The 22,970-nt window shown below is 68.9% G+C and carries 16 protein-coding genes and 2 rRNA genes; 5 read left to right on the forward strand and 13 right to left on the reverse strand.

Annotation, left to right across the window (positions count from 1 at the left end; translation table 11 throughout):
* The gene (locus FBF36_RS11775; RefSeq protein WP_034491006.1) at positions 1-546 is read left to right on the forward strand and encodes a hypothetical protein; all 546 of its coding nucleotides are present in this window, start codon (positions 1-3) and stop codon (positions 544-546) included.
* Between the two features lie 154 nt (positions 547-700).
* Here FBF36_RS11775 and FBF36_RS11780 read toward each other — a convergent pair whose 3' ends face one another.
* The 7 genes from FBF36_RS11780 to metG form a co-directional block, all read right to left on the reverse strand.
* A complete protein-coding gene (locus FBF36_RS11780; RefSeq protein WP_138137604.1) occupies positions 701-2,611 on the reverse strand; it encodes an ABC-F family ATP-binding cassette domain-containing protein in 1,911 nt (636 codons plus the stop codon).
* Complete coding sequence (locus tag FBF36_RS11785) at positions 2,611-3,636, reverse strand: 4-(cytidine 5'-diphospho)-2-C-methyl-D-erythritol kinase (protein ID WP_075377520.1); 1,026 nt, start codon at positions 3,634-3,636, stop codon at positions 2,611-2,613. The genes FBF36_RS11780 and FBF36_RS11785 overlap by 1 nt, the downstream gene beginning before the upstream one ends.
* Positions 3,633-4,727 carry a 16S rRNA (adenine(1518)-N(6)/adenine(1519)-N(6))-dimethyltransferase RsmA gene (rsmA, locus tag FBF36_RS11790; RefSeq protein WP_009395301.1) on the reverse strand — a complete coding sequence of 365 codons (1,095 nt, stop codon included), beginning with the start codon at positions 4,725-4,727 and terminating at the stop codon, positions 3,633-3,635. The genes FBF36_RS11785 and rsmA overlap by 4 nt, the downstream gene beginning before the upstream one ends.
* Positions 4,728-4,847: 120 nt before the next feature.
* On the reverse strand, positions 4,848-5,762 hold the full coding sequence (locus tag FBF36_RS11795; protein ID WP_009395302.1) for a resuscitation-promoting factor: 915 nt from the start codon (positions 5,760-5,762) through the stop codon (positions 4,848-4,850).
* 198 nt (positions 5,763-5,960) lie between these two features.
* Positions 5,961-7,007: a G5 domain-containing protein gene (locus FBF36_RS11800; RefSeq protein WP_034491834.1), complete on the reverse strand. Its 1,047-nt coding sequence runs from the start codon at positions 7,005-7,007 to the stop codon at positions 5,961-5,963.
* Positions 7,008-7,317: 310 nt separating this feature from the next.
* A complete protein-coding gene (locus FBF36_RS11805; RefSeq protein WP_138137606.1) occupies positions 7,318-8,244 on the reverse strand; it encodes a TatD family hydrolase in 927 nt (308 codons plus the stop codon).
* Between the two features lie 6 nt (positions 8,245-8,250).
* Complete coding sequence (metG, locus tag FBF36_RS11810) at positions 8,251-10,098, reverse strand: methionine--tRNA ligase (RefSeq protein ID WP_009397614.1); 1,848 nt, start codon at positions 10,096-10,098, stop codon at positions 8,251-8,253.
* 260 nt (positions 10,099-10,358) lie between these two features.
* On the opposite strand from metG, the gene FBF36_RS11815 reads away from it, so the two are divergent.
* A complete protein-coding gene (locus FBF36_RS11815; RefSeq protein ID WP_138137608.1) occupies positions 10,359-11,411 on the forward strand; it encodes a hypothetical protein in 1,053 nt (350 codons plus the stop codon).
* A gap of 111 nt (positions 11,412-11,522) precedes the next feature.
* Here FBF36_RS11815 and FBF36_RS11820 read toward each other — a convergent pair whose 3' ends face one another.
* Positions 11,523-12,125 (reverse strand): isochorismatase family protein, encoded by a 603-nt coding sequence (locus FBF36_RS11820; RefSeq protein ID WP_009397608.1) that lies wholly within the window; start codon positions 12,123-12,125, stop codon positions 11,523-11,525.
* A gap of 44 nt (positions 12,126-12,169) precedes the next feature.
* Positions 12,170-13,144, reverse strand: a complete 975-nt coding sequence (gene rsmI / locus FBF36_RS11825; RefSeq protein ID WP_138137610.1) for a 16S rRNA (cytidine(1402)-2'-O)-methyltransferase — start codon at positions 13,142-13,144, stop codon at positions 12,170-12,172.
* A 54-nt stretch (positions 13,145-13,198) separates the two neighbouring features.
* Between rsmI and FBF36_RS11830 the strand changes: the two genes are divergently transcribed.
* Positions 13,199-15,538 carry a dolichyl-phosphate-mannose--protein mannosyltransferase gene (locus tag FBF36_RS11830; protein ID WP_009393439.1) on the forward strand — a complete coding sequence of 780 codons (2,340 nt, stop codon included), beginning with the start codon at positions 13,199-13,201 and terminating at the stop codon, positions 15,536-15,538.
* Here the strand turns inward: FBF36_RS11830 and FBF36_RS11835 are convergent.
* Both FBF36_RS11835 and FBF36_RS11840 read right to left on the reverse strand, forming a co-directional pair.
* Positions 15,491-16,180 carry an NAD(P)-dependent oxidoreductase gene (locus FBF36_RS11835; RefSeq protein ID WP_009393443.1) on the reverse strand — a complete coding sequence of 230 codons (690 nt, stop codon included), beginning with the start codon at positions 16,178-16,180 and terminating at the stop codon, positions 15,491-15,493. The two genes, FBF36_RS11830 and FBF36_RS11835, sit on opposite strands and share 48 nt — an antisense overlap.
* Positions 16,177-17,139, reverse strand: a complete 963-nt coding sequence (locus FBF36_RS11840) for an EamA family transporter (RefSeq protein ID WP_034491016.1) — start codon at positions 17,137-17,139, stop codon at positions 16,177-16,179. Before FBF36_RS11840 ends, FBF36_RS11835 begins: the two co-directional genes overlap by 4 nt.
* Positions 17,140-17,217: 78 nt before the next feature.
* On the opposite strand from FBF36_RS11840, the gene FBF36_RS11845 reads away from it, so the two are divergent.
* Together FBF36_RS11845 and FBF36_RS11850 are read left to right on the forward strand one after the other, a co-directional pair.
* Positions 17,218-18,123 carry a LysR family transcriptional regulator gene (locus FBF36_RS11845; RefSeq protein ID WP_009393448.1) on the forward strand — a complete coding sequence of 302 codons (906 nt, stop codon included), beginning with the start codon at positions 17,218-17,220 and terminating at the stop codon, positions 18,121-18,123.
* Between the two features lie 438 nt (positions 18,124-18,561).
* Complete coding sequence (locus FBF36_RS11850) at positions 18,562-19,173, forward strand: TetR/AcrR family transcriptional regulator (RefSeq protein WP_087943945.1); 612 nt, start codon at positions 18,562-18,564, stop codon at positions 19,171-19,173.
* Positions 19,174-19,284: 111 nt separating this feature from the next.
* Here the strand turns inward: FBF36_RS11850 and rrf are convergent.
* Together rrf and FBF36_RS11860 are read right to left on the reverse strand one after the other, a co-directional pair.
* Positions 19,285-19,402 (reverse strand): 5S ribosomal RNA (gene rrf / locus FBF36_RS11855).
* A gap of 209 nt (positions 19,403-19,611) precedes the next feature.
* Positions 19,612-22,805, reverse strand: a 23S ribosomal RNA gene (locus FBF36_RS11860).
* Between the last annotated feature and the right edge of the window lie 165 nt (positions 22,806-22,970).

The raw sequence follows: 22,970 nt of genomic DNA on the forward strand, positions 1-22,970 counted from the left end.
GTGCAGATCGCGGTCACTCCTGATCCCCAGCGATGGGTGATCATCCCGCCCTTCCCACCTCCGGGGTGGGCGCGGGAGGAGGCCAGGCACCGCAGTGCCCACCTGGGAGTGACCGGACCGCAGTGGCGCTCCGAGCTGGAGTCCCTGCTCAATGAGCTGCAGGCCATGGAGCGTCAGGGGCGCTTCGCCCGGCTCATGCACATCGACGACGTCGCCCACCCGCCCTTCGTCATCGACCTCAGCCTGGAGATCGCCAAGGATGACGGCTCCAAGGAGGGGCGCCGTGCCACCCAGCGTCAGCTCGTCGCCGCGCTCCTGCCCGAGGCCGAGCTGGTGCGCCTGCGGCCGGGCCCGGACATGGTGGGGTTCTCCGCCTTCTACGAGTCCAACGGCCCCACCCAGGGTGTCGTCGTCCTGAGGCTGGCAGGGCTGCCGACAGTCCCGGTGGACCTGGTCATGCGTCTGTGGGGCGCCGCCGCCGAGGACATCGCTCCCAACCTGGATCATCTCATCGAGCTGGCCCGCCAGGTCGCCCCCGTCGTCTGAACGGCACGGACGCCCCCCCCCCCCGCGGTCACGAGCAACGACGACGCCGCTTAAGTCCCTGCCCCCTGCCCCTCATCCCTCTCCCCGACGTCCCGCTTCCTCCCCACCGATTCCCGACGAGGCCCCCGCCAGGGCGCGGCGGCAGCGCCGCCCCTCAGGCCTCCAGCGCCTCCGCCGCCTCGAGCCACTGCTCCTCCAGATCGGCATGGGTCGCCTCAGCGGCCACGAGCTCACGGCCGAGCTCGGCCAGCTCCCCCACCCGGTTCGGGTCGGCGGAGACCTCCTCCATGCGCGCGTGCAGCGCGGCGAGCGACTGAGCCGCGCGCTCCATCTTCCGCTCGATGCGCCCCAGCGCCTTCCTGGCCTCGTGGCGGCAGGCCCCGCTCGAGGCGCTGCGCTCAGACGAGGGCTCAGCTGCCGCCCGCGTCGCCGCGGATGGCGCGGCCCCCGCTGAGGCTCTCGGGCTGCCGGGGGCTCCCATGGCCTCGCGGCGCATCTGGAGGTACTGCTCGACCCCGCCGGGCAGATCGCGCACGCTGCCGTCCCCCAGCAGCGCGACCTGGTGGTCGGTCACCCGTTCCAGAAGGTAGCGGTCGTGGGAGACGACCACGAGGGTGCCGGGGAAGGAGTCGAGGATGTCCTCGACGGCGGCCAGGGTGTCGGTGTCGAGGTCGTTGGTGGGCTCGTCGAGCAGGAGCACGTTGGGCTCGGTCATGAGCAGGCGCAGGAGCTGGAGGCGGCGGCGCTCCCCGCCGCTGACCTCGCCCACCCGGGTCCAGGCGCGCTGGCGGGTGAAGCCCAGACGCTCGACGAGCTGGGCCGCAGTCATCTCCTTGTCCCCGACGACGACCCTCTCCCCCACCATGGCCACGGCCTCGACGACGCGCAGGTCCGCGAGCGCGTCGAGCTCGTGAGTGGACTGGGACAGGGTGGCCACCTGGACGGTCTTGCCGCAGACGACGCGGCCGCCAGTGGGTTCCTGGGTACCTTCGAGCAGACGCAGCAGGGTGGTCTTACCAGCACCGTTGACGCCGACGACGCCGACCCGCTCGCCGGGTGCGAGCCGCCAGGTGACTCGGCGCAGGACCTCCCGCTGGGTCGCCTCGCCGGTGTCGGTGGGCGGACCGGGGTAGCGCACGGTGACGTCCTCGAGGTCGAGGACCTTCTTGCCCAGGCGGGCGGTGGCCATGGCGGTCAGCGTCACGGTGTCGCGAGGGGGCGGCACGTCGGCGATGAGGGCCTCGGCGGCATCGATGCGGAAGCGGGGCTTGGAGGTGCGGGCGGGGGCGCCGCGGCGCAGCCAGGCCAGCTCCTTGCGCAGGAGGTTCTCGCGCTTGACGGCGGCCACGGCGGCCTGGCGGGCGCGCTCGGCCCGGGCCAGGACGTAGGCGGCGTACCCGCCGTCGTAGGTCTCGATGCGGCCGGCCGCCTGGGGGCGCCCGCCGCCGGGGTCGACGCCGGGGACGACCTCCCAGACATTGGTGCAGATGGCGTCCAGGAACCAGCGGTCGTGGGTGACGGTGACCAGGGCGCCGGAACCGCGGCCGCCCGGGCCGTTGAAGCGGGCCCGCAGGTGGCGGGCGAGCCAGTCCACGCCCTCGACGTCGAGGTGGTTGGTGGGCTCGTCGAGGATGACGACGTCGGCGCGGCGGGTGAGGACGGCGGCCAGGGCGACGCGACGGCGCTGCCCACCGGAGAGGGTGGCGACGTCGGCGGACAGGTCGAGGTCGGCGATGAGCCCGGCGTGGATGTCCCGCACGGCCGGATCGGAGGCCCACTCGTGCTCGGGTGCCTGGCCGTGGATGGCGGTGCGCACGGTGGCGCCCGGCGGCAGGTCGTCGGTCTGGCTGAGGACGGCCACGCTCACGCCGCCGGTGCGGGTGACGCGGCCGCCGTCGGGCTCGCGCCGACCGGCCAGGGCCGCCAGGAAGGTGGACTTGCCGGCACCGTTGGGGCCCAGGACACCGACGCGCGTGCCGTCCTCCAGCCCCAGGGTGACCTCGTCCAGGAGCAGGCGGGAGCCGACCGTCAGACGCAGGTTCTCCACGCCGAGCAGGTGCGCCATCAGCCCACCACCCGGGCGCCGGCCACGGGGGCGTCGGCGCGCAGGACGTCGGCCACCAGGCCCGAGGCCTTCAGCGCGCGCGAGACCCGCTGGGCGCTGCCGGGGTCCTCGACGAGGGCGGCGATGGTGGGGCCGGAGCCGGAGACGATGGCGCGCAGGGCCCCGGCCTCCTCGGCCACGGCGATGACCCGGGCCAGCTCGGGGCGCAGGTCGAGGGCGGCGGCCTGGAGGTCGTTGTGGAGGGAGCCCGCCAGGGCACGGGCATCCCCGGCGCGCAGGGCGGCGGTGAGGGCCTCGGGCACGTCCCGCGCCACGGGACCGCCGGTGAATCCTGCGCCCCGGCCTGCGCCGGCCGGGACGATGCCGGCCAGCTCGTCGAAGCGCCGGAAGACCGCCGGCGTGGACAGGCCATCATCGGCCAGGGCGAAGACCCAGTGGTAGGCGCCCCGGGTCATGATCGGGGTGACGCGGTCGCCGCGGCCGCTCCCGACGGCGGTGGCCCCGGTCAGGGGGAAGGGGACGTCGGCCCCGAGGCGGGCGGCCAGGGCGGAGAGCTCGGGCAGGGACAGGCCCGTGCCCCATAGGGCGTTGCACGCCACGAGGGCGGCGGCGGCGTCGGCGGACCCTCCGGCCATTCCGCCGGCGACGGGAACGCGCTTGCGCAGCAGGAGGTCGACTCCCTCGCCGACGCCGGCGGTCTGCGCCAGGAGCGTGGCGGCCCGCACGGCCAGGTTGGAGTCATCGACGGGGACGTCGGCATCGGGCTCCTCGAGGGTGAGCGTGACGGTGCCGTGGTCCTGAGCGGACTGTCGGCGGGCGGTGACGGTCTCGATGAGGCGGACCGCCTGGAAGACCGTGGTGAGCGGGTGGTAGCCGTCGGTGCCGGGGGCGCCGACGGACAGGAAGAGGTTGACCTTGCCCGGGGCCTCGACGCGCACCGAGCTGGCCGAGCCGCTGCGGGGCGGCGGCGTGGAGGACTCGCGCGGACCGGTGGGGCCGTCGGGAACGGCACGCAGATGGCTCATGACTGCTCCTGTGAGGTGGGAGGCGTTGGCGCAGCGGTCTCGTCGGCGGCGACGGGCTGCAGCACCTCGGCCAGGGCGGCGAAGGCGGTGATGTCGAGGGTCTCGCCGCGCCGCGCCGGGTCGATTCCGGCGGCGCGCAGGGCGCTCTCGGCGGCGTCGGCCCCTCCGGCGAGCTTCGCCAGGGCCTTGCGCAGGGTCTTGCGGCGCTGGGCGAAGGCGGCGTCGACCACGGCGAAGACCTGCTCACGGGTGGCGCGCGTGGCAGGGGGCCGGCGGCGCACGAGCTCGACGAGGGCTGAGTCGACGTTGGGCACGGGCCAGAAGACGTGTCGTGAGATGGTCAGGGTGCGACGGGCCGCGGCGTACCAGGCGGCCTTGAGGCTGGGGACCCCGTAGGTCCGCGAGCCGGGTTCGGCGGCGAGGCGGTCGGCGACCTCGGACTGGACCATGACGGTGACGCTCTCCAGGCTGGGCAGGGCCTCCAGCGCGGTGAGCAGGACGGGGACGGCCACGTTGTACGGCAGGTTCGCCACGAGGCGGGTGGGAGGGTTCCCGGTCTCGTCCAGCGACTGCGGACCGGTGATGCTCAGCGCATCGGCCTCGATGAGGCTGAGGCGACCGGCGGCCTGAGGCATGCGATCGGCGACGGTGACGGGCAGTGCCCGGGCCAGGGCGGGGTCGATCTCGACGGCGATCACTCGCGCCCCGGCCTCCAGGAGGGCCAGGGTCAGGGAGCCCAGCCCCGGCCCGATCTCCAGGACCGTGTCGTCGGGGCGCACGCCCGCACTCTTCACGATGCGGCGCACCGTGCCGGCGTCGTGGACGAAGTTCTGCCCCAGCGTCTTGGTGGGACGGATGCCCAGCGCCTGAGACAGGCCGCGGACCTCGGTGGGGCCCAGCAGGCCGGCGGCCCGGGATCCCGGGAAGGCGTTGTGATCCCGGGGATCGCGAGGGTCCTGGCAGGTGCGGTCCGTGCGGGCGGCATCGGCGGGGGGCTCGGAGGTGGCCTCACAGGCTCCCGCAGGGGTGTGCCCGTCGGCGCGGGCGGCTCCTGCCGGAGGCACCTGTGAATCGGGGGCCGGCAACGTCATGGGGACACAGTAACCGGCGCCCACCTTTTGTCACTGTGAGATATCTGGGAACATGCCGCGTGCTCTCCGCATGATCGCGTCCCGGAGCGTGCGTGACGTCCCCGCGGCGGCTCCGGCCGCTCAGCGCAGGCCGAGCTTGTCGGCGCAGCCGGGCCACTGCCCCCAGCCGGCCTGGGCCTGGAGCTTCTTGGCCATGGCGGTCTGGGTGGCGGCGTCAGCCTCGTGAGGATAGCCGGTTCCACCCAGGGACTGCCAGGTCTCCAGGGTGAACTGGTACATGCCGTAGAAGCCGTTACCGGTGTTGGTCTGCGGGTTGCCACCGGACTCGCACTGGGCGAGCTTGCCCCAGACGTCGTCCCCGACCTCACTCCTGGTCGTGCCCGTGCTCCCGCCGGACCCGCCGGAGGACTCCGAGGGCGTCGAGGCCTGTCCCTGCGTCTGGGCCTGGGGCTGAGGCTGAGCCTGCTCCTGGCCCTGGCCCTGCGCCTGAGACTGGTCCTGCTTGCTCTCCTGCTTCTTGGCCGCGCCGGTGCCGACAAGGACGACCTCATCCACCTTCTGGGTGACGACGACCTGCGCGACCGGAGTGCGGGAGACCTCCTTGCCGCCAACGGTGGTGACCTCGTAGGTGGTGCGCACGACGCCGTCGACACCGGGAGTGACCACCTTGGTCTCACCTTCGGGCAGGTCGCTGCTCTCCTGCTGGACGGAACCGTGGGGGTCGGTGGCGTCAACCGTCTCGGTGGTCACCTTCTGCGCGTTCGGCGTGACCGAGACCCTGCTGTGACCGCCCTCAGCACCCAGACTGTCGGAGCGCCGCCCGGCAGCCTCGACGCCGGAGGCCCGAGAGGGCTCCCCCGCTCGCACTGCGGCGTAGGCGGCCCCGGAGACCGCAACCGACAGGGCCAGGGCCGCCAGACCGGCGCGCAGCGCGATGGTGCGCATGCCCCGCTGCTCTTGGGGAGCCTCCTGCGAGACCGGTTCCTGCGGATCCTCAGTCAGAGCATGAGCGTGGGGACGGGCGAGGGGAGTCATGGGGAGACGTCCTTCCAATCGACGGCGAGTGCCACGGTAGTGGAAGCGTCATGGTGAGGACAATAAACCACCTCACTCTTTTGTGACACGCGTCCCATAACGATGGCGACGGTGCTCGCCCCACGCGGGGAGGCGAGCACCGTCGATGACGTACCGGGCACCGCGGAACGAGGGGACGTCCCGGGCGACCGATTCGACTCAGTACCAGCCGACGGACTCGGAGTGGGCCCAGGCCGAGCAGGGGGTGCCGTAACGGCCGGAGATGTAGTTCAGACCCCAGGTGATCTGGGTGGTGGGGTTGGTGGCCCAGTCGTCGGCGACCTCGCTCATCTTGCTGCCGGGCAGCGCCTGGGGGATGCCGTAGGCGCCCGAGGAGGCGTTCTCGGCCTGGTAGTTCCAGCTGGACTCACGGGTCCACAGGTTCTCCAGGCAGGAGAACTCGGAGTCTCCCCAGCCGTGGCCGGCCATCATGGACCGGGCGATGGCCTTGGCGCTGTCGGGGTCGGTCCCCGCGCCGGGGTTGGCCGCGGGTGCCGGAGCGCTGTTGCCCGAGCCCTCACCGCCACCGTCGGCCTGGGCGGCGGCCTCCTGCTGAGCCTGAGCCTGAGCAGCAGCCTCCTGCTGAGCCTGAGCCTGAGCGGCGGCCTCCTGCTCGGCCTGGGCAGCGGCCTCCTGCTGAGCCCCGGTACCCACCAGGACGACCTCATCCACCTTCTGGGTGACGACGACCTGGGCGACCGGGGTGCGGGAGATCTCCTTACCGTCCTGGGTGGTGACCTCGTAGGTGGTGCGCACGAGTCCGTCGACACCGGCGGTCTCGACCTTGGTCTCACCCTTGGGCAGCGCGTCGGTCTCCTTCTTCACCGTGCCGTGAACCTGCGGCTCGTCGACGGTGGTGGTGGAGGTCTGAGCGCTGGCGATCTTGCCGGAGCCCGCCTTCTGGGTGGCGGACGCCTTGGCCTGCCCTTCGGACTCACCACCGATCAGCCCGAAGGAACCGCCCGAGGAGGAGCGTCCCTCGTCATCCCCCGCGGAGATGGCGGCGTACGCGGCACCGGAGACCGCCAGGGAGAAGGCCGCAGCGGCGCCCCCCGCCTTGAAGAGCATGGGGGTCAGGGAGGTCTTGGCAGGCCCGTCGGCACGACGACGGCCATGGAGACCGGATGCGGCCCGCCTCTTGGAGGCCAAGGAGCCGAGGCCGGTGAGTGTGGTACTCAGGGAGCTGGTCTGGGAGTGACGACCCACGATAGAACTTCCTTCGTTTGACGACTGCATGTCACCGTAACCGATGACCCAGGGGCGTGCCAATGCACCTGCTCACACCCTGTGGGCTTGTGATGGAACCGTGCAGAGAGGCCCTGATCCCCACCTGCTATCTACCTGGGACAGTCCTGAGTGAACGATGGCAACCTGGGAACCGCCGTCCGGACAAAATCGGCCGCCCGGGATCCGCCGTCGCCTCTTTCCCTCTTCCCCGGATTCCGGGCACCCTCCCCGCAGGACGTCAGCAGCCGTAGGTCGGAGCACCGAGGGCGGCCCCGGATGGCCGAGGCGATCACCAGGCCCCGTAGACCGCCTCAGTGGTGGCCTGCAGACGGCGGCAGAGGTCTTCCTCACTCAGGCCCCGCTGCTCGGCCAGGAAGCGGACCGTGTCGCCCAGGAGGTAGGAGGCGTTGGGGCGGCCGCGCCAGCGCCTGGGAGGAAGGTAGGGGGCGTCGGTCTCCACCAGGAGGAGCTCGCCGGGCAGGGCGGCGACCGCCTCGCGCAGGGAGTCGTTGGCCGGATAGGTGAGCGGGCCGGCGACGGAGGCGTACCAGCCGTGCTCGGCGCAGGCGGCGGCCAGGTGCGGACCGCCTGAGAAGCAGTGGAAGACGGTGCGTCCCGGGGCGCCGTCGGCCTTGAGCACCTCCACGCAGGCGGCGTGCGCGTCACGGTCGTGGATCTGCAGGGGCAGGTCGAGGTCCTTGGCCAGGGCGATGTGCGCCCGGAAGGCCTCGCGCTGAGCGGCGGCCCCCTTTTCACCGGTGCGGAAGAAATCCAGGCCACTCTCTCCGACGGCGACGACGACGTCGGCGTTCGCCCTGAGCGTCCCCTCCAGGCGGACCATGACCTCCTCGAGCGGCTCGGCGTGGTGCGCCCGGGCGCGCGGGGCGAGCCCGTCGGGCCCGGTCTCGCGCACCCCGGCGTGGAGGACGGCCTCGTTGGGGTGCACGGCCAGAGCCACGCGCACCCCTGGCAGCTCTCGGGCCAGGGCCAGGCTCTCCTCCCAGGTGGTGACCTCGCAGGCGGAGGTCACCACGCGGGTGACGCCGACGGCGGCGGCGCGCCCGACCAGCTCGGCGGCGCTCAGCGGCGCCTCCGAGCCGGGGCCGCCGGGGTCCGCGGGAACCGGCAGGTGCGTGTGGTTGTCGGTGACCGGGGCCGCCAGGGGGGCGACGGCGTCGGCCGGCGGCCAGGAGCGGTCGCGCTTCCTCGAGCCCATGCGCCCTCAGGAGCCGGTGACGTCGTCGGGCACGGAGCCGGCGTAACGGGCCAGCTCGACCTCGACGATCGACTCGTCCAGCTTGGTGAACACCGGGGCCGGCTTGTCCACGGGGGTGCCGACGGCGACCGGGTGGCGCCCCCAGGTGGGAGCGTCCCGGTAGTCGCCGGTGATGACCGGGTAGCCGGTGCGGCCGTCGAAGGCCTCGGGCAGGTGCTCGGGGTCGAGCTCGTCGACCTCCTCGATACGGGGCATCGGAGCGATCCGGCCGCGTCCGCCCAGGACCCGGTCGACGTCGTTGGCGGCGTGCGGCAGGAAGGGCGAGAGCATGAGGTTGAGGTCGGCGACCGCCTGGGCCAGCGTGTGCAGGACCGTGGCCAGGCGGGCCTGGGTGGCGGGGTCCTCGCCCTTGAGCTTGAAGGGCTGGGTGTCGGCCACATACTTGTTGGCCTCGCCGACCAGACGCATCGCCTCTCCCAGGGCCGCCTTCTGACGGTGCTGGGCGATGAGGTCGCCCACGGAGGCGAAGCCGGCCTCGACGGCGTCGAGCAGGACCCGGTCGATGGCCTGGAGCTCGGCGGGCTCGGGGATCTGTCCGAAGCGCTTGTGGATCATGGAGGCGGTGCGGTTGACGAGGTTGCCCCAGCCGGCCACGAGCTCGCCGTTGGTGCGCCGCACGAACTCCGCCCAGGTGAAGTCCGCGTCCGCGGTCTCCGGGCCGGCCGCGCAGATGAAGTAGCGCAGGGCGTCGGCCTGGTAGCGCTGGAGGAAGTCGCGCACGTAGATGACGATGCCGTGGGATGAAGAGAACTTCTTGCCCTCCATGGTGAGGAACTCGCTGGAGACGACCTCGGTGGGCAGGTTGAGCACGCCCAGGCGCCCGGGCTCGCCGCCGCTCTCGCCCTGGCCGTTGTAGCCCAGGAGCTCAGCCGGCCAGATCTGGGAGTGGAAGACGATGTTGTCCTTGCCCATGAAGTAGTAGGACAGGGCCTGCGGATCGTTCCACCAGGCGCGCCACGCCTCGGGGTCGCCGCTGCGGCGCGCCCACTCCACGGAGGCGGACAGGTAGCCGATGACGGCGTCGAACCAGACGTAGAGGCGCTTGGTGGGCTGGTCCTCCCAGCCGGGCACCGGGATGCCCCAGTCGATGTCCCGGGTCATGGCGCGCGGGCGGATGTCGTCCAGGAGGTTCTGGGAGAACTTGATGACGTTGGGCCGCCAGGTGCCGGAGGCCTCGCGCTCGTCGAGCCAGGCACCCAGGGCCTGAGCCAGGGCGGGCAGGTCCAGGAACCAGTGGGTGGTCTCCACGAACTCGGGGGTCTCGCCGTTGATCCGCGAGCGCGGGCTGATGAGGTCGGTGGGGTCGAGCTGGTTGCCGCAGGTGTCGCACTGGTCCCCGCGGGCGCCCTCGGCGCCGCAGATCGGGCAGGTGCCCTCGATGTAGCGGTCGGGCAGGGTGCGCCCGGTGGAGGGCGAGATCGCTGAGCGGGTCACCTGCTGGACCATGTAGCCGTTGTCCCGCACGGTGGTGAACATGTCCTGGACCACGTGGTAGTGGTTGCCGGCGGTGGTGCGGGTGAACAGGTCGTAGGACAGGCCCAGGGCCACGAGGTCCTCGACGATGAGCCGGTTGTTGCGGTCGGCGAGCTCACGGGCGCTGAGGCCCTCCTCGTCGGCGGCGACGAGGATCGGGGTGCCGTGCTCATCGGTGCCCGAGACCATGAGGACGTCATGACCGGCCATGCGCATGTAGCGCGAGAAGACGTCAGAGGGGACACCGAAGCCGGCGACGTGGCCGATGTGACGCGGGCCGTTGGCGTACGGCCAGGCGACTGCGGACAGGATGTGGGTCATGGAGGTCAGCCTATCGGGTTCCCGGCCGCTTCAGTCCACGGCCGCGGATCTGGTCCACGGCCTGCGGGACCGCACCGGCACCCGGTAGTCTGTCCGAGTCGTGCGGCTCCCGCTCGGTGAATGTTCCGGCACGTTTCGGCAGCTCCCGATGGATTTCGGGGGTGCCGTGAGGTCTCAGCATCGCGATGCTGCCGTGCGCGCCGTCATGATGTGTTCCCACGCGCCTCACACACGGACACGATGGACCAGAAAGGCCAGTTATGTCCCAGTACCCCGGCTCCCAGTACTCAGCGAACCCAGCAGGCTGGTCGGCGAACGGCTACGACCCCGCCCTGGCAGGCGGCCAGCCTCCGCAGTACCCGCCGGCCGCACCGCTCCAGACGCCCCAGGCCGGCTACCCGGGTGCCGCGAGCCAGTCGACGACGTCCAGGAGCCTGGCCGTGCCAACGGCGTTGGCGGTGGCCGGGCTGGCCATCCTCCTCATCGCCGTCATCGGCGGGATCGGCTCGGCGGTCACCCGCAGCCAGTTCAACGCCACCGTCGCCAGCCTGCCGGAGGACCAGGCCGCCACGGTGGAGCTGGACAAGGGCAGCACCTACGGGCTGTTCTACAGCGACGGCGATGACGCGCCGGAGTGCTCGGTGACCTCGCCCGATGGCGACGACGTCGCCACGAAATCCAGCTCGTCGTCCACGAAGGTCAAGGGCGGCCAGCTCTTCTCGACCTTCTCCTCCCAGAAGTCGGGCGCCTACACCGTTGACTGCAACAACACCGCGGGAGTCTCCGTGGGCGAGATCGTCGCCCCCTCGTCAGCGAAGGCCACCTTGCTGTCACTGTTCGGGCTTGTCGGGGCGATCATCATGGGGGTCGTGGGCCTGGCGATGGGCGCCGGCGGCATGGCCTGGCGCTCCAAGCTGGCAGCCGCCGGTACGGCCCCGACCGCGACGGGTGAGGCGTTCAGCACGATGACCGGGGCGGCCCCCGGTACCCCGACCGTCTACACGCAGGGCGCCTGGCAGTCCGAGCAGCCGCCGCAGTACGCCCAGCAGCCCCAGTACCAGCAGCCGGAGCCGGCGCCCCAGCAGGCCCCTTACGCGCCCTCGGCGGCCGGGGCAGGAGCTGCGCCTCAGTACTCGCAAATAGCGCCGACCGCCCAGTTCGGTTGGACGGGGCAGCAACCGGCTCAGCAGCAGGCTCAGCCCGAGCAGCCGTCGGTGTTCACCCAGCCTGTGCAGCAGGGGCCGTACAACCAGCAGGGGCACCCCGGACAGCCGGGCCCGTACCAGCAGCCCGGTGGCTGGCCGGCCCAGTAGCCCGTCTCAGCCGACGCAGGGGTGCCCTCGCCGAGAGAATTCGGCGAGGGCACCCCTGTTGCTCGGGGCCACAGCCTGGTGAACAGGTTGGTGGCCGGTGTCGACAGCGCTTCAGTAGGAGGGCGCCAGCTCGATGCCGGCGGCGCTCATGTCGGCGCGGGCGACACGTCCCAGCTCGGGGCTGACCGGCTCGGTCAGGTCGGTCAGGACCCGCACCCGGTAGCCCTGCCGGGCCGCGTCCAGGGCGGTGTCCTTGACGCAGTGGGACTCGGCCAGGCCGACGACGTCGACGGCCTCGATGCCGGCGGCGCCCAGGATGTCGGCCAGGGTGCGGCCGTCCTCGTCAACGCCTTCGAAACCGGAGTAGGCGGCGGCGTACTGGCCCTTCTTCACGGCGGCGTCGGCGTCCAGGCCGCTCAGGGCGGGATGGAGCTGGGCCTCGGCGGAGTCGGCCACGCCGTGAACGGGCCAGGTGTCGACGAAGTCGGGCTCGCTGGAGAAGTGCTCACCGGGATCGATGTGCCAGTCCTGGGTGGTGACCACCAGGTCGTAGTCCCCCCGGTGGGAGGACAGGTGGGTGGCGATGCGCTCGGCGACGGCGTTGCCGCCGGCCACCGCCAGAGCGCCTCCCTCGCAGAAGGTGGGCTGGACGTCGACGACGATGAGGGCCCGGCGAGCGCGGGCCTGGGAACCGGTGCGGTGCTCAGTGTTCATGACCCGACCATAGCGGGATCGGCCGCGCCGGGGACCCGGTCGGGTCAGTCTGCGGTATTACGCATCTCCAGGGCCGCGCGGTAGACCTCGTTGGGGCGCAGGCCGCCCTCGGCGGCCGCCTGGGCCGCAGCCGCCTTGAGGCGCATGCCGCTCTCGGCCAGCGCCAGGGCCCGGCGCGCGACGTCCTGGGGGCTGGCGGCGGCGGGCTCGGCTCCGGCGACGACGAGAACCACCTCCCCCAGGACGCCGTCGGCCGTGGCCCGGGCCAGCTCGGCCAGCGTGGCCCGCAGCACCTGCTCATGGGTCTTGGTCAGCTCCCGGCACAGTGCCGCGGGGCGATCAGCACCGAGAACCCCGGCCATGGCCGCCAGGGAGTCGTGGACGCGGCGGGGCGACTCCAGGAAGATCATGGTGCGCTCCTGGGTGGCCAGGGACTCCAGGGCGCGACGCCGCTCCCCCGGCTTGCGCGGCAGGAATCCCTCGAAGCAGAACCGGTCGGAGGCCAGCCCGGACAGGGCCAGAGCGGTCAGCACCGCCGAGGGGCCCGGTGCGACGGTGACGGGTACCTGCTCCCGGACCGCGGCCTGGACGAGTCGGTACCCGGGGTCGGAGACCGATGGCATCCCGGCGTCGGAGACGACCAGGACTCGCAGGCCGCTGCGGGCGGCCTCGAGCAGCTCGGGGGCGCGCTCACGCTCATTGTGCTCGTGGAAGGCGATGACGCGCCCACAGGACTCGACGTCGAGGCGCTGGGCCAGGGCCCGCAGCCGGCGGGTGTCCTCGGCGGCAATGAGGTCGGCCTGCTCCAGGGCGCAGCGCAGGCGCAGGGACGCGTCGGAGACGTTGCCTATCGGGGTGGCGGCCAGGGTGATCGTCCCGCCCCGCAGGTCGGGGCTGTGGGCGGCGGGAGCAGCGAGGCCGTGGTCGGCAGTGGATTCGTCCTGGTCGCCCGGGCCGGGTCTGTCATCGTGGCCGTCTCCAACAATCGCGGCTTCTGCGGACGGGCTGCTCTCAATCATAGGGACACAGTATGTCGGTGCGCTCTCGAAGAGGCTGCCGCCTAGACTCGGGGTGTGACGACTCCGAGCGCGCTGTCCCCTGAACAGTCCCCCGAGCAGTCCCGTGACGGTTCCTCCGGCCCGGACGTGGAGCAGGAACGAGCACAGGAACCCGCCCCGGGGCGGGATGAGGCCACAGGCCCCGCACCGGCCGAGCCCGCCATCGAGGAGCGCACCGAGGCCGAGCTGCGCACCCTGCTCGGGCTGGGGCCGGTGGACCATGAGATGGTCGTCGCCACGCGACTCGGCAACTCCTTCGTGGACGGTCTCGTCCAAGTCATCGGAGCACTGCTGCGCCTTGTCGGACTGAAGAAGGGCCCCCCTCGGGCACCGAGACTCCGCCGGTGGTTCACCTCCGTCGTCACATGGATCATCGCCGAGCTGATGCGCCTACCGGGACTGTTCTGGGACATGCCCCGCGCCGTGAGGGTCCGCGGCTGGATCGTCACCGGCGTCGTCGGAGTCATCGCAGCGCTGCTGCGCCTCATCGGGCTGAACCATCCCAAGACGCTCATGTTCGATGAGATCTACTACGTCAAGGACGCCTACTCCCTGTGGCGCCTGGGTTATGAGGGGAGCTGGAAGGACAACGCCGATGCGGCCTTCGCCATCGGGGACTTCTCCAAACTGACTGATAACGCCGCCTACGTCGTCCACCCCCAGCTGGGCAAGTGGCTCATCGGCGCCGGCATGGAGGTCTTCGGGCCGGCCTCGCCCTTCGGCTGGCGGATCATGCCGGCCATCGCCGGGATCCTCACGGTGATGCTGCTGGCGCGTCTGACGATGCGCCTGACCCGCTCGCCCCTGCTGGCGGGCCTGGCCGGGCTGTTCCTGGCGATCGACGGCGTGGCCCTGACCGAGTCGCGCATCGGGCTGCTGGACGTGTTCATCGGCTTCTTCGCCACCGTGACCCTGTACTGCCTGGTCCGGGACCGGGAGTGGTCGCGGGCGAGGTTGGCCCGCAAGATGGCGGGGACGAGACCGGGGGCGCGGGCCCCGCACGCCACCTTCCGCTTCTGGCTGCTGGCGGCCGGCATCGCACTGGGGCTGACCTGCTCCATCAAGTGGTCGGGGCTCTACCTGGTGGCGGCCTCCGGCATCGTCGTCGTCACCTGGGACACGCTCGCACTGCGGCGGGTCGGGGCGCGGGCCTGGTTCCTGGAGGGGACCGTCGCCCAGGGTGTGAGCGACTTCCTCCACATGGTGCCGGCGGCCGTCGCGGTCTACGTCACCTGCTGGTGGTCCTGGTTCACCCACCCCGGCGCCTACATGCACGGCTGGGCGGAGAGCCAGCTCAAGCATGGCGGGTCAGTTCCTGTCCCTTGGCTGCCCGGGCACGTCAACGACTCGGTGCTCTACAACATCAACGACTTCATCGCCTACCACCAGAGGACCTACGAGTTCCACGTGGGTCTGGCCGCTGCGCACCCGTACCAGTCGAAGCCCTCCGGCTGGCTGCTGCAGACCCGGCCGACCTCCTTCTTCTGGCAGGAGAAGGCGCAGGTACCGCAGACCTGTTGGGACGGGGAGTGCATTCAGGCGATCACCTCGATCGGGAACATCGTCATCTGGTGGTCAGCCGTGGTGGCGCTGGTGGCCGTGATCATCATCGGGGTGAAGAACCGCGACTGGCGGGCCTGGGTGCCTCTTATCGGCTACCTGGGCCTGTACGTGCCGTGGTTCCAGTACCGGGACCGCACCATCTTCACCTTCTACACGGTGGCCTTCGTACCCTGCGTCGTACTCGTTCTCGTGCTGGCGCTGGGCATGGCTTCCGGGCTGCTGCCACCACTGCCGGGCTCGACGAGCGCCAAGGCGCAGATGGAGGCCATCAGGAGGGGACAGATCGGCCCGGACATTCGGCCATGGCGAGGTGTGGGGGCCAGATTCCTGGGTTTCGGTCCGCAGTTCGGGCGCACGCCCGTGTGGACACCCCCGGTGGTGGAGACCGATCCCGGCATGTACCGCATCAGCACGACCTCGACCGATGCCGACGACGACCTCGAGTCCGGCAGCGACGCCTCCGTCACCGACCCTCGGGCCGATGCGACGCAGCAGCAGACCTACAAGGAGCTGACCGGCTACCCGGACCTGTCGCCGCCGTCGGGCACCGCCACGCCGGCATCGTCCGACGACGGCGCTCCGCAGCCGGCCGGCCGGCGCCGGGCGTGGGCCTTCCTATCGAACTGGACGATGGCACCCACGTGGCAGATCCGCACCGAGGGCATCTGCCTCATCATCGCGGTCACGCTCCTGGCCTGCGCGGCGGCGGCCTTCTGGTGGCCGATCTGGACCGGACAGACAGTCTCACGTTCCTTCTGGATCCATCACATGCTTCTGTCGTCCTGGGTCTGAGTCCCCTCGGGGCGAGGCGATGACGGTGACATGCTGCTCGCCACCGGGGTGCTCCAACTCATCGACGACGGCGAGAGCAAGGTCCTCGGGGCTGATGCGGGATTCTCCGTGAGCGTCCCGCAGAAGCGTGGTGGTTCCGCGGCGGTAGGAGCCGGTGACGTCTCCCGGGCCGAAGATCGCCGGCGGGCTGAGATAGACCCAGCCCTCGTAGCCGTGCGCCTGGCAGGCACGGAACTGATCGAGACTCGCCTGGGCCACGTCTTTCCAGGCCGGCGGCACAATGGTGGGGTCGTCAATGGCGAGGGTGCCGGGATCGCTGGGCGAGCTCAGTGGGGCTGCGCCCCCGATGATGAGCAGAGGCGTTCGGCTCAGGGAGGCGGCGTCCAGGACAGCCTCCGTCAGTCGGACCAGGTCGCTCTCGTGACCCGCAGGCGGGCGGAGTGCGACGACGGCGGCATCACTGTCTTTCAGGAGGCCGGCCACGCTCCCGACGTCGGTGACGTCCAGCAGGCATGAGGTGACGCCGGCGCCGGCCCGATGGCGTCGCCGGGAGACGGCGGTCACCTCGTGACCGCGGCTCAGCGCCTCATTGACGACGGCTGTTCCGGCCATGCCGGTGGCACCCAGGACGATGATTCTCATGACGGGTCCTTTCGAGAGGAGGATCGGGAAGAGGGCGGGGCGAGCTGGCCCGCGCTCATCGCGGTCAGAGCGAGCGCGAATCCCAGGAGCTGGAGAGGCGTGAGCGCCTCACCGGCGATGATGTGCCCGAGGAGTGCCGCGGTCAGGGGTGAGAGCAGGCCCAGCAGCGTCGTCGGCGTGACCGGCAGTCGGCGTATGCCCTCGAACCAGAGGACGTAGGCGGCCAGTCCTCCCACGAGCCCGAGCCAGGCGTATCCCGCTACGGCTCTGGTACCGATTCCGGCTGGGATGCCGTCGAGGACGAGGGCGGGCACGATCAGCAGCAGGCCGGCGCCGGTGAGCTGCCAGCCGGCCAGGCCGAGGGCGCTGATGCCGTCGGGCCTGCCCCAGCGTTTAGTGAGGACGACTCCCAGGCCCATGGAGACGGCACCGCCCAGGCCGGCCGCCACTCCGAGGGCGTCGAGCTGTGCCTGTGGTCCCAGGACGACGAGTGCGATACCGACGACGCCGCTCACGCCCCATATCAGTCTCCATGCCGACAGGCGCTCACCGAGCACAGTGACGGCGAGGCCCGCGACGATGATCGGTTGCGCGGCCCCGAGTGTCGCGGCAACGCCCCCGGGCAGGCGCTGCGCGGCGACGAAGAGCAGGGGGAAGAAGCACGTCATGTTGAGAGCCCCGAGGACGAGACTCTTCCACCACCAGGTTCCGCGCGGCAGCTGCCGGGCGGCCAGGAGGGCGAGGGCACCCGCAGGAAGTGTGCGCATCAGCGCGGCGAAGACCGGATGCCCAGGTGGAAGGGCTCGGGTGGTGACGATGTACGTCGTCCCCCAGACGGCCGGCGCTAGGGCCGTCAGGGCGATCCAGGCGATTCTCATCCGGCCGTCTGACAGGGCGCCGCCGGGCGCGGCCGACCTGGAATCGCGCGTGGCGCTGGAGGGGGCGGCATGAGTCGTCATGCCTCCAGCCTGAAGCGCGCACATCGATTCGTCGATGACATAGATGAGATGACAGCGATGCTCTTCTAAGATTGATGGGTGGAGCTGCAGCAGATGAGATACGCCGTGGCCATTGCTGAGGAGCAGAGCTTCACTCGCGCGGCCGAGCGGTGCTTCGTGGTGCAGTCGGCCCTGAGTCGTCAGATCAAGTCACTGGAGAGCGAGCTGGGGGTGACGCTGTTCGCGCGCACGAGCCGCAAGGTGGAGGTGACACCCGCCGGGGAAGCGTTCGTGAAGCAGGCGCGGTTATGCCTGCAGGCGGCGGAGCGCGCGAAGGTCGCGGCAGCGGCCGCCCACGGGGAGATCAGGGGCTCGTTGACCATCGGAGTGATCCCCACCGTCACTGCGGTGGACGTTGCGGCCGTCCTGGGTGCATTCCGTCGCAGCTATCCCGAGGTCAGCGTGCACGTGCGCACTGGCGGCAGCGATGACTTCCTCCGTCGTATCGCCGCGGGGACGCTGGACGTGGGCTTCCTCGGCCTGGCGGAGGCCGTCACGCCGCAGGGCGTGCGGACGCGAGAGCTCTCGCGGGAGCACCTGGTGGCGGTGCTGCCGGTGGATCACCGACTGGCAGGCCGGCGCCGGCTCCGTCTTGAGGACCTGGCCGATGAGCCTTTCGTGGACTTTCCGGCAGGGTCGTCGGGACGCGAGCAGTCCGACCTGGCCTTTGACAGGGCGGGGCTCCGCCGCGAGGTGAGCTTCGAGGTGAATACGGCTGAGCTGCTCACGGGCCTCGTGCGTCAGGGGCTGGGGGCGGCGCTTGTTGCTCCCAGCGTGGCCCGCGAGGTGCCCGGCTGCGCGTGCATCCCAGTCAGCGATGGCCCCGTCCGGGTGGAGTACCTCGCTTGGGACTCCTTCAACCCCAGCCCGGCGGCACAGGCCTTCGTTGATTCCGTCCCCGTACCCCAGCCAAGGTCACCGTCGCTAACCGCGACGACGACGTAGATGCGGAGCAAGAAGCATGGCACCGTAGGCGGCCACCAAGAAGAACGCTATCGATCCTTGCTGAGAGCCGGACAAGGCAGGATAGCGTCCAGCACACACGGCATAGGTCACTGCGTCAAGAATGAGACCCGACGCAGCGGCTGTCGTCCCGAAAACAAGGCGAAGCATCAAGGTATCTGGGCGCCTCAGCCGGTAGACGCTGTAGGCGAGGTGGGACACCAGCAGCGCCCCCAGGGCGTACAGAACAGTCACTCCTACGGCAATGGCAGATCCCGCAGCAGGTACGAGAATCGGGCCGGCTATCACGATGACCGTCGTCGCCAGCGCCCAGATCCCCACACCATAGGCGAGCGCGGAGCGCAGGTCGTCGCGAGTAGGTTCAAAATGTTGCGAGCACATGCCTCTACATTACTGAAACGACCGTGGTAAGAATAGGGGGTGGCCAGACCTCAGGACCCCCAGATCACTGCCAGACTTCTCGATCGCGCAGCAGACTCGCTTCTGAATCGAGGACTCCACGGACTCACCCTGAGACCCTTGGCGTCCGATCTGGGGGTCTCCCCTCGCACTCTGCTCTATCACTTCGACAGCAAAGAGAATCTGATTGTGGAAGCGATCCGGCATCTACGCCGACGCCGGCCTGCGATCAAGGAGCTGCTGGAAGACCCACCAACCGCGTCTGCCACCGCAGGCGAAGCCATCTCCGAGGCGATAGGCCGGCTGTGGGAGGAGGCCAAGCAACCGCAGTCACAGTCTTTTCTTGCGCTCTACTTCGAACTGGCCGCATTGTCAGTTCGCGAACCGGCGACCTACCGCCCCCTTGTCCGCACCCTTGACGACGACTGGGTTCATGCAATGAGCGGCCAACTAACATCCGGAGGCGTTCCCCCGCAGAAGGTGGAGGCAGTCATATCGACGGCGCTTGCCGGGTATCGGGGGGCCCTTCTGCTGGCACTCGCCACCGACGACTGGAAGGCCGCCGACGAAGCCATCACCTGCATCATCGAAGCCCTCGAGCAACAGATCCATGAGGGAGCCGAGCCTTCGTGATGTCACCACCTGCAGCACAGGGTGATGTCGAGGACCCTCATCAACACCCAGACAAGCAGTTGGCCCGGGGCCGCTGTTGTTGGCGGTTCCCGGGCCAGCTGTGTGGTGTGTGCTCGGTGGTGTCCTACTCTCCCGCACCCTGGCGGGTGCAGTACCATCGGCGCTGTCAGGCTTAGCTTCCGGGTTCGGGATGGGTGCCGGGCGTTTCCCTGTCGCTGTGACCACCGAGACGACTGTACGGGCAGTGCGTGGGCCGTCTTGATTGTGGTGACGGTTATTCGATTATCTGGTTGCCTGGGCTGCCCGCTGACCACACGCTGCGTGTGTGTGCTTGTGTGTGGTTGGGTTGGGTGTGGACCGTATAGTGGACGCCTTGCGCATGCTGTATCGCTCACCCCCGGCATTCTCACGCACGCTAGGTGTGTGGTGTTGAGGGGTGTTGTTGTTTGTGTTGGCCTATTAGTACCAGTCAGCTCAGTCAACCGTTGCCGGTCTTCCACTCCTGGCCTATCAACCCAGTAGTCTGCTGGGGGCCTACCAAGAAGGACAAGTCCTTCTTGTGGAGACCTTATCTTGAAGATGGTTTCCCGCTTAGATGCTTTCAGCGGTTACCCTTCCCGAACGTAGCCAACCAGCCGTGCCCCGGGCGGGACAACTGGCACACCAGAGGTTCGTCCGTCCCGGTCCTCTCGTACTAGGGACAGGCCTTCTCAAGTCTCCTGCGCGCGCAGAGGATAGGGACCGAACTGTCTCACGACGTTCTAAACCCAGCTCGCGTACCGCTTTAATGGGCGAACAGCCCAACCCTTGGGACCTGCTCCAGCCCCAGGATGCGACGAGCCGACATCGAGGTGCCAAACCATGCCGTCGATATGGACTCTTGGGCAGGATCAGCCTGTTATCCCCGGGGTACCTTTTATCCGTTGAGCGACGACCCACCCACACGGGATCGCCGGATCACTAGTTCCTACTTTCGTACCTGCTCGACCCGTCGGTCTCACAGTCAAGCTCCCTTGTGCACTTGCACTCAACACCTGGTTGCCGACCAGGCTGAGGGAACCTTTGAGCGCCTCCGTTACACTTTAGGAGGCAACCGCCCCAGTTAAACTACCCACCAGGCACTGTCCCTAACCCGGATCACGGGCCCAGGTTCAGGCGCACGCCATAACCAGAGTGGTATTTCAAGGACGACTCCACCACCACTGGCGTGGCGGCTTCACAGTCTCCCACCTATCCTGCACAAGCTATAGCGGGCGCCAATACCAAGCTGTAGTAAAGGTCCCGGGGTCTTTCCGTCCTTCTGCGCGAAACGAGCATCTTTACTCGTACTGCAATTTCGCCGAGCTCATGGTTGAGACAGCGGGGAAGTCGTTACGCCATTCGTGCAGGTCGGAACTTACCCGACAAGGAATTTCGCTACCTTAGGATGGTTATAGTTACCACCGCCGTTTACTGGGGCTTAAATTCACCACTTCACCCCCAAGAGGGGGCTGATGGTTCCTCTTAACCTTCCAGCACCGGGCAGGCGTCAGTCCGTATACATCGCCTTACGGCTTCGCACGGACCTGTGTTTTTAGTAAACAGTCGCTTCCCCCTGGCCTCTGCGACCCTCCCCCCTAGCCCGCAAAAGGGGCTTCAGGGTTCGGGCCCCCCTTCTCCCGAAGTTACGGGGGCATTTTGCCGAGTTCCTTAACCATGATTCACTCGTGCGCCTAGGCATACTCTGCCCGACCACCTGTGTCGGTTTAGGGTACGGGCGGCTGGCACCATCGCGTCGAGGCTTTTCTCGGCACCCCAGGATCACCCTGTTATCCCCCACCAGCGTGGGGTCACCATCACGCCTCACCCCCGTCATCAAAGACAGCCACTCCGGATTTACCTGGAGGACGGGCTGCGCGCTTGAACGGACCAAGCCATCAGGTCCGCCGGGCTACCACTGTGCGTCACCCCTGTTAACACGCTTGCCTACCTGCACGGAGGGTCCCCAGACCCCACCACCACAACCACACCACCCCCCGAAAGGAGTAGGCGCGGCCATTATGGCGGCCGGGCGTGGGTTAGCACCCGCGCGTCAGCATGGGCGGTGCTTCGCCGGTACGGGAATATCAACCCGTCATCCATCGACTACGCCTGTCGGCCTCGCCTTAGGTCCCGACTCACCCAGGGCGGACTAGCCTGGCCCTGGAACCCTTGGTCATTCGGCGCTAGGGCTTCTCACCCTAGTATCGCTACTCATGCCTGCATTCTCACTCCCGCACCGTCCACCAGCAGTCACCCACAGGCTTCCCCCGGTGCAGGACGCTCCCCTACCACCCACAACCCCTGCCACCACCCGGGCAAGCCGGACGGTGAAAGGAACACTGTCATGGGTCCGCGGCTTCGGCGGTGTGCTTGAGCCCCGCTACATTGTCGGCGCACGATCACTTGACCAGTGAGCTATTACGCACTCTTTCAAGGATGGCTGCTTCTAAGCCAACCTCCTGGTTGTCTGCGCGACCGCACATCCTTTCCCACTTAGCACACGCTTAGGGGCCTTAGCCGGCGATCTGGGCTGTTTCCCTCTCGACCACGGAGCTTATCCCCCGCAGTCTCACTGCCACGCTACAACCCGAACGGCATTCGGAGTTTGGTTGACGTCAGTAACCCTGTGGGGCCCATCAGCCACCCAGTAGCTCTACCTCCGCCGGGCAACACGCGACGCTGCACCTAAATGCATTTCGGGGAGAACCAGCTATCACGGAGTTTGATTGGCCTTTCACCCCTACCCACAGCTCATCCCCCCAGTTTTCAACCTAGGTGGGTTCGGTCCTCCACACGCTCTTACACGTGCTTCAACCTGGCCATGGGTAGATCACCCCGCTTCGGGTCCAGAACGCGCCACTACACTCGCCCTATTCGGACTCGCTCTCGCTACGGCTACCCCACACGGGTTAACCTCGCGACACGCCACTGACTCGCAGGCTCATTCTTCAAAAGGCACGCCACCACCCCCACACACAAAAAACATGCGGGAGGCTCTGACGGCTTGTAAGCGCCCGGTTTCAGGTACTATTTCACTCCCCTCCCGGGGTACTTTTCACCATTCCCTCACGGTACTATCCACTATCGGTCATCAGGAGGTATTCAGGCAGCCAAGTGGTCTTGGCAGATTCACACAGGATTCCACGAGCCCCGTGCTACTCGGGCAACACCATCCCAGACACGCACCAACCAGTTCCGCCTACGGGGGTATCACCCACTACGCCACGCCTTCCCAGACGATTCAGCTACCAGCCAGCACACGCGCCCCCTCTCCGGCAGAAGAGGACAGGACAGCCCCACAACCCCGCACACGCAACCCCTGCCGAGTATCACACGCACACGGTTTAACCATCATCCGCTTTCGCTCGCCACTACTCACGGAATATCTTCTCCTACGGGTACTGAGATGTTTCACTTCCCCGCGTCACCCCCCACACCCTATACAATTCAGATGCAGGTGACACGACATAACTCGTGCCGGGTCCCCCCATTCGGAAACCCTCGGATCACAGCCCGCCAGCCGGCTCCCCGAGGAATATCGCAGGCCACCACGTCCTTCATCGGCCCCTGATGCCAAGGCATCCACCGAACGCTCAAAAAAACAAACAACAAAACACACGACAAAATCAAGAAACTTGTCGCAGAAATCTTACAGTAAGATGCTCGCGTCCACTATACAGTTCACAACCAACCCACCCACACCCACCCAAAACCCCAAGAAATGGAACCCTGGACGGGCCGGGCAACCCAGGGCGCACTGCCCCAGAACCCCGACA

This window comes from Actinomyces sp. oral taxon 171 str. F0337, from assembly GCF_005696555.1.
Taxonomy (GTDB): Bacteria; Actinomycetota; Actinomycetes; order Actinomycetales; family Actinomycetaceae; genus Actinomyces; species Actinomyces oris_E.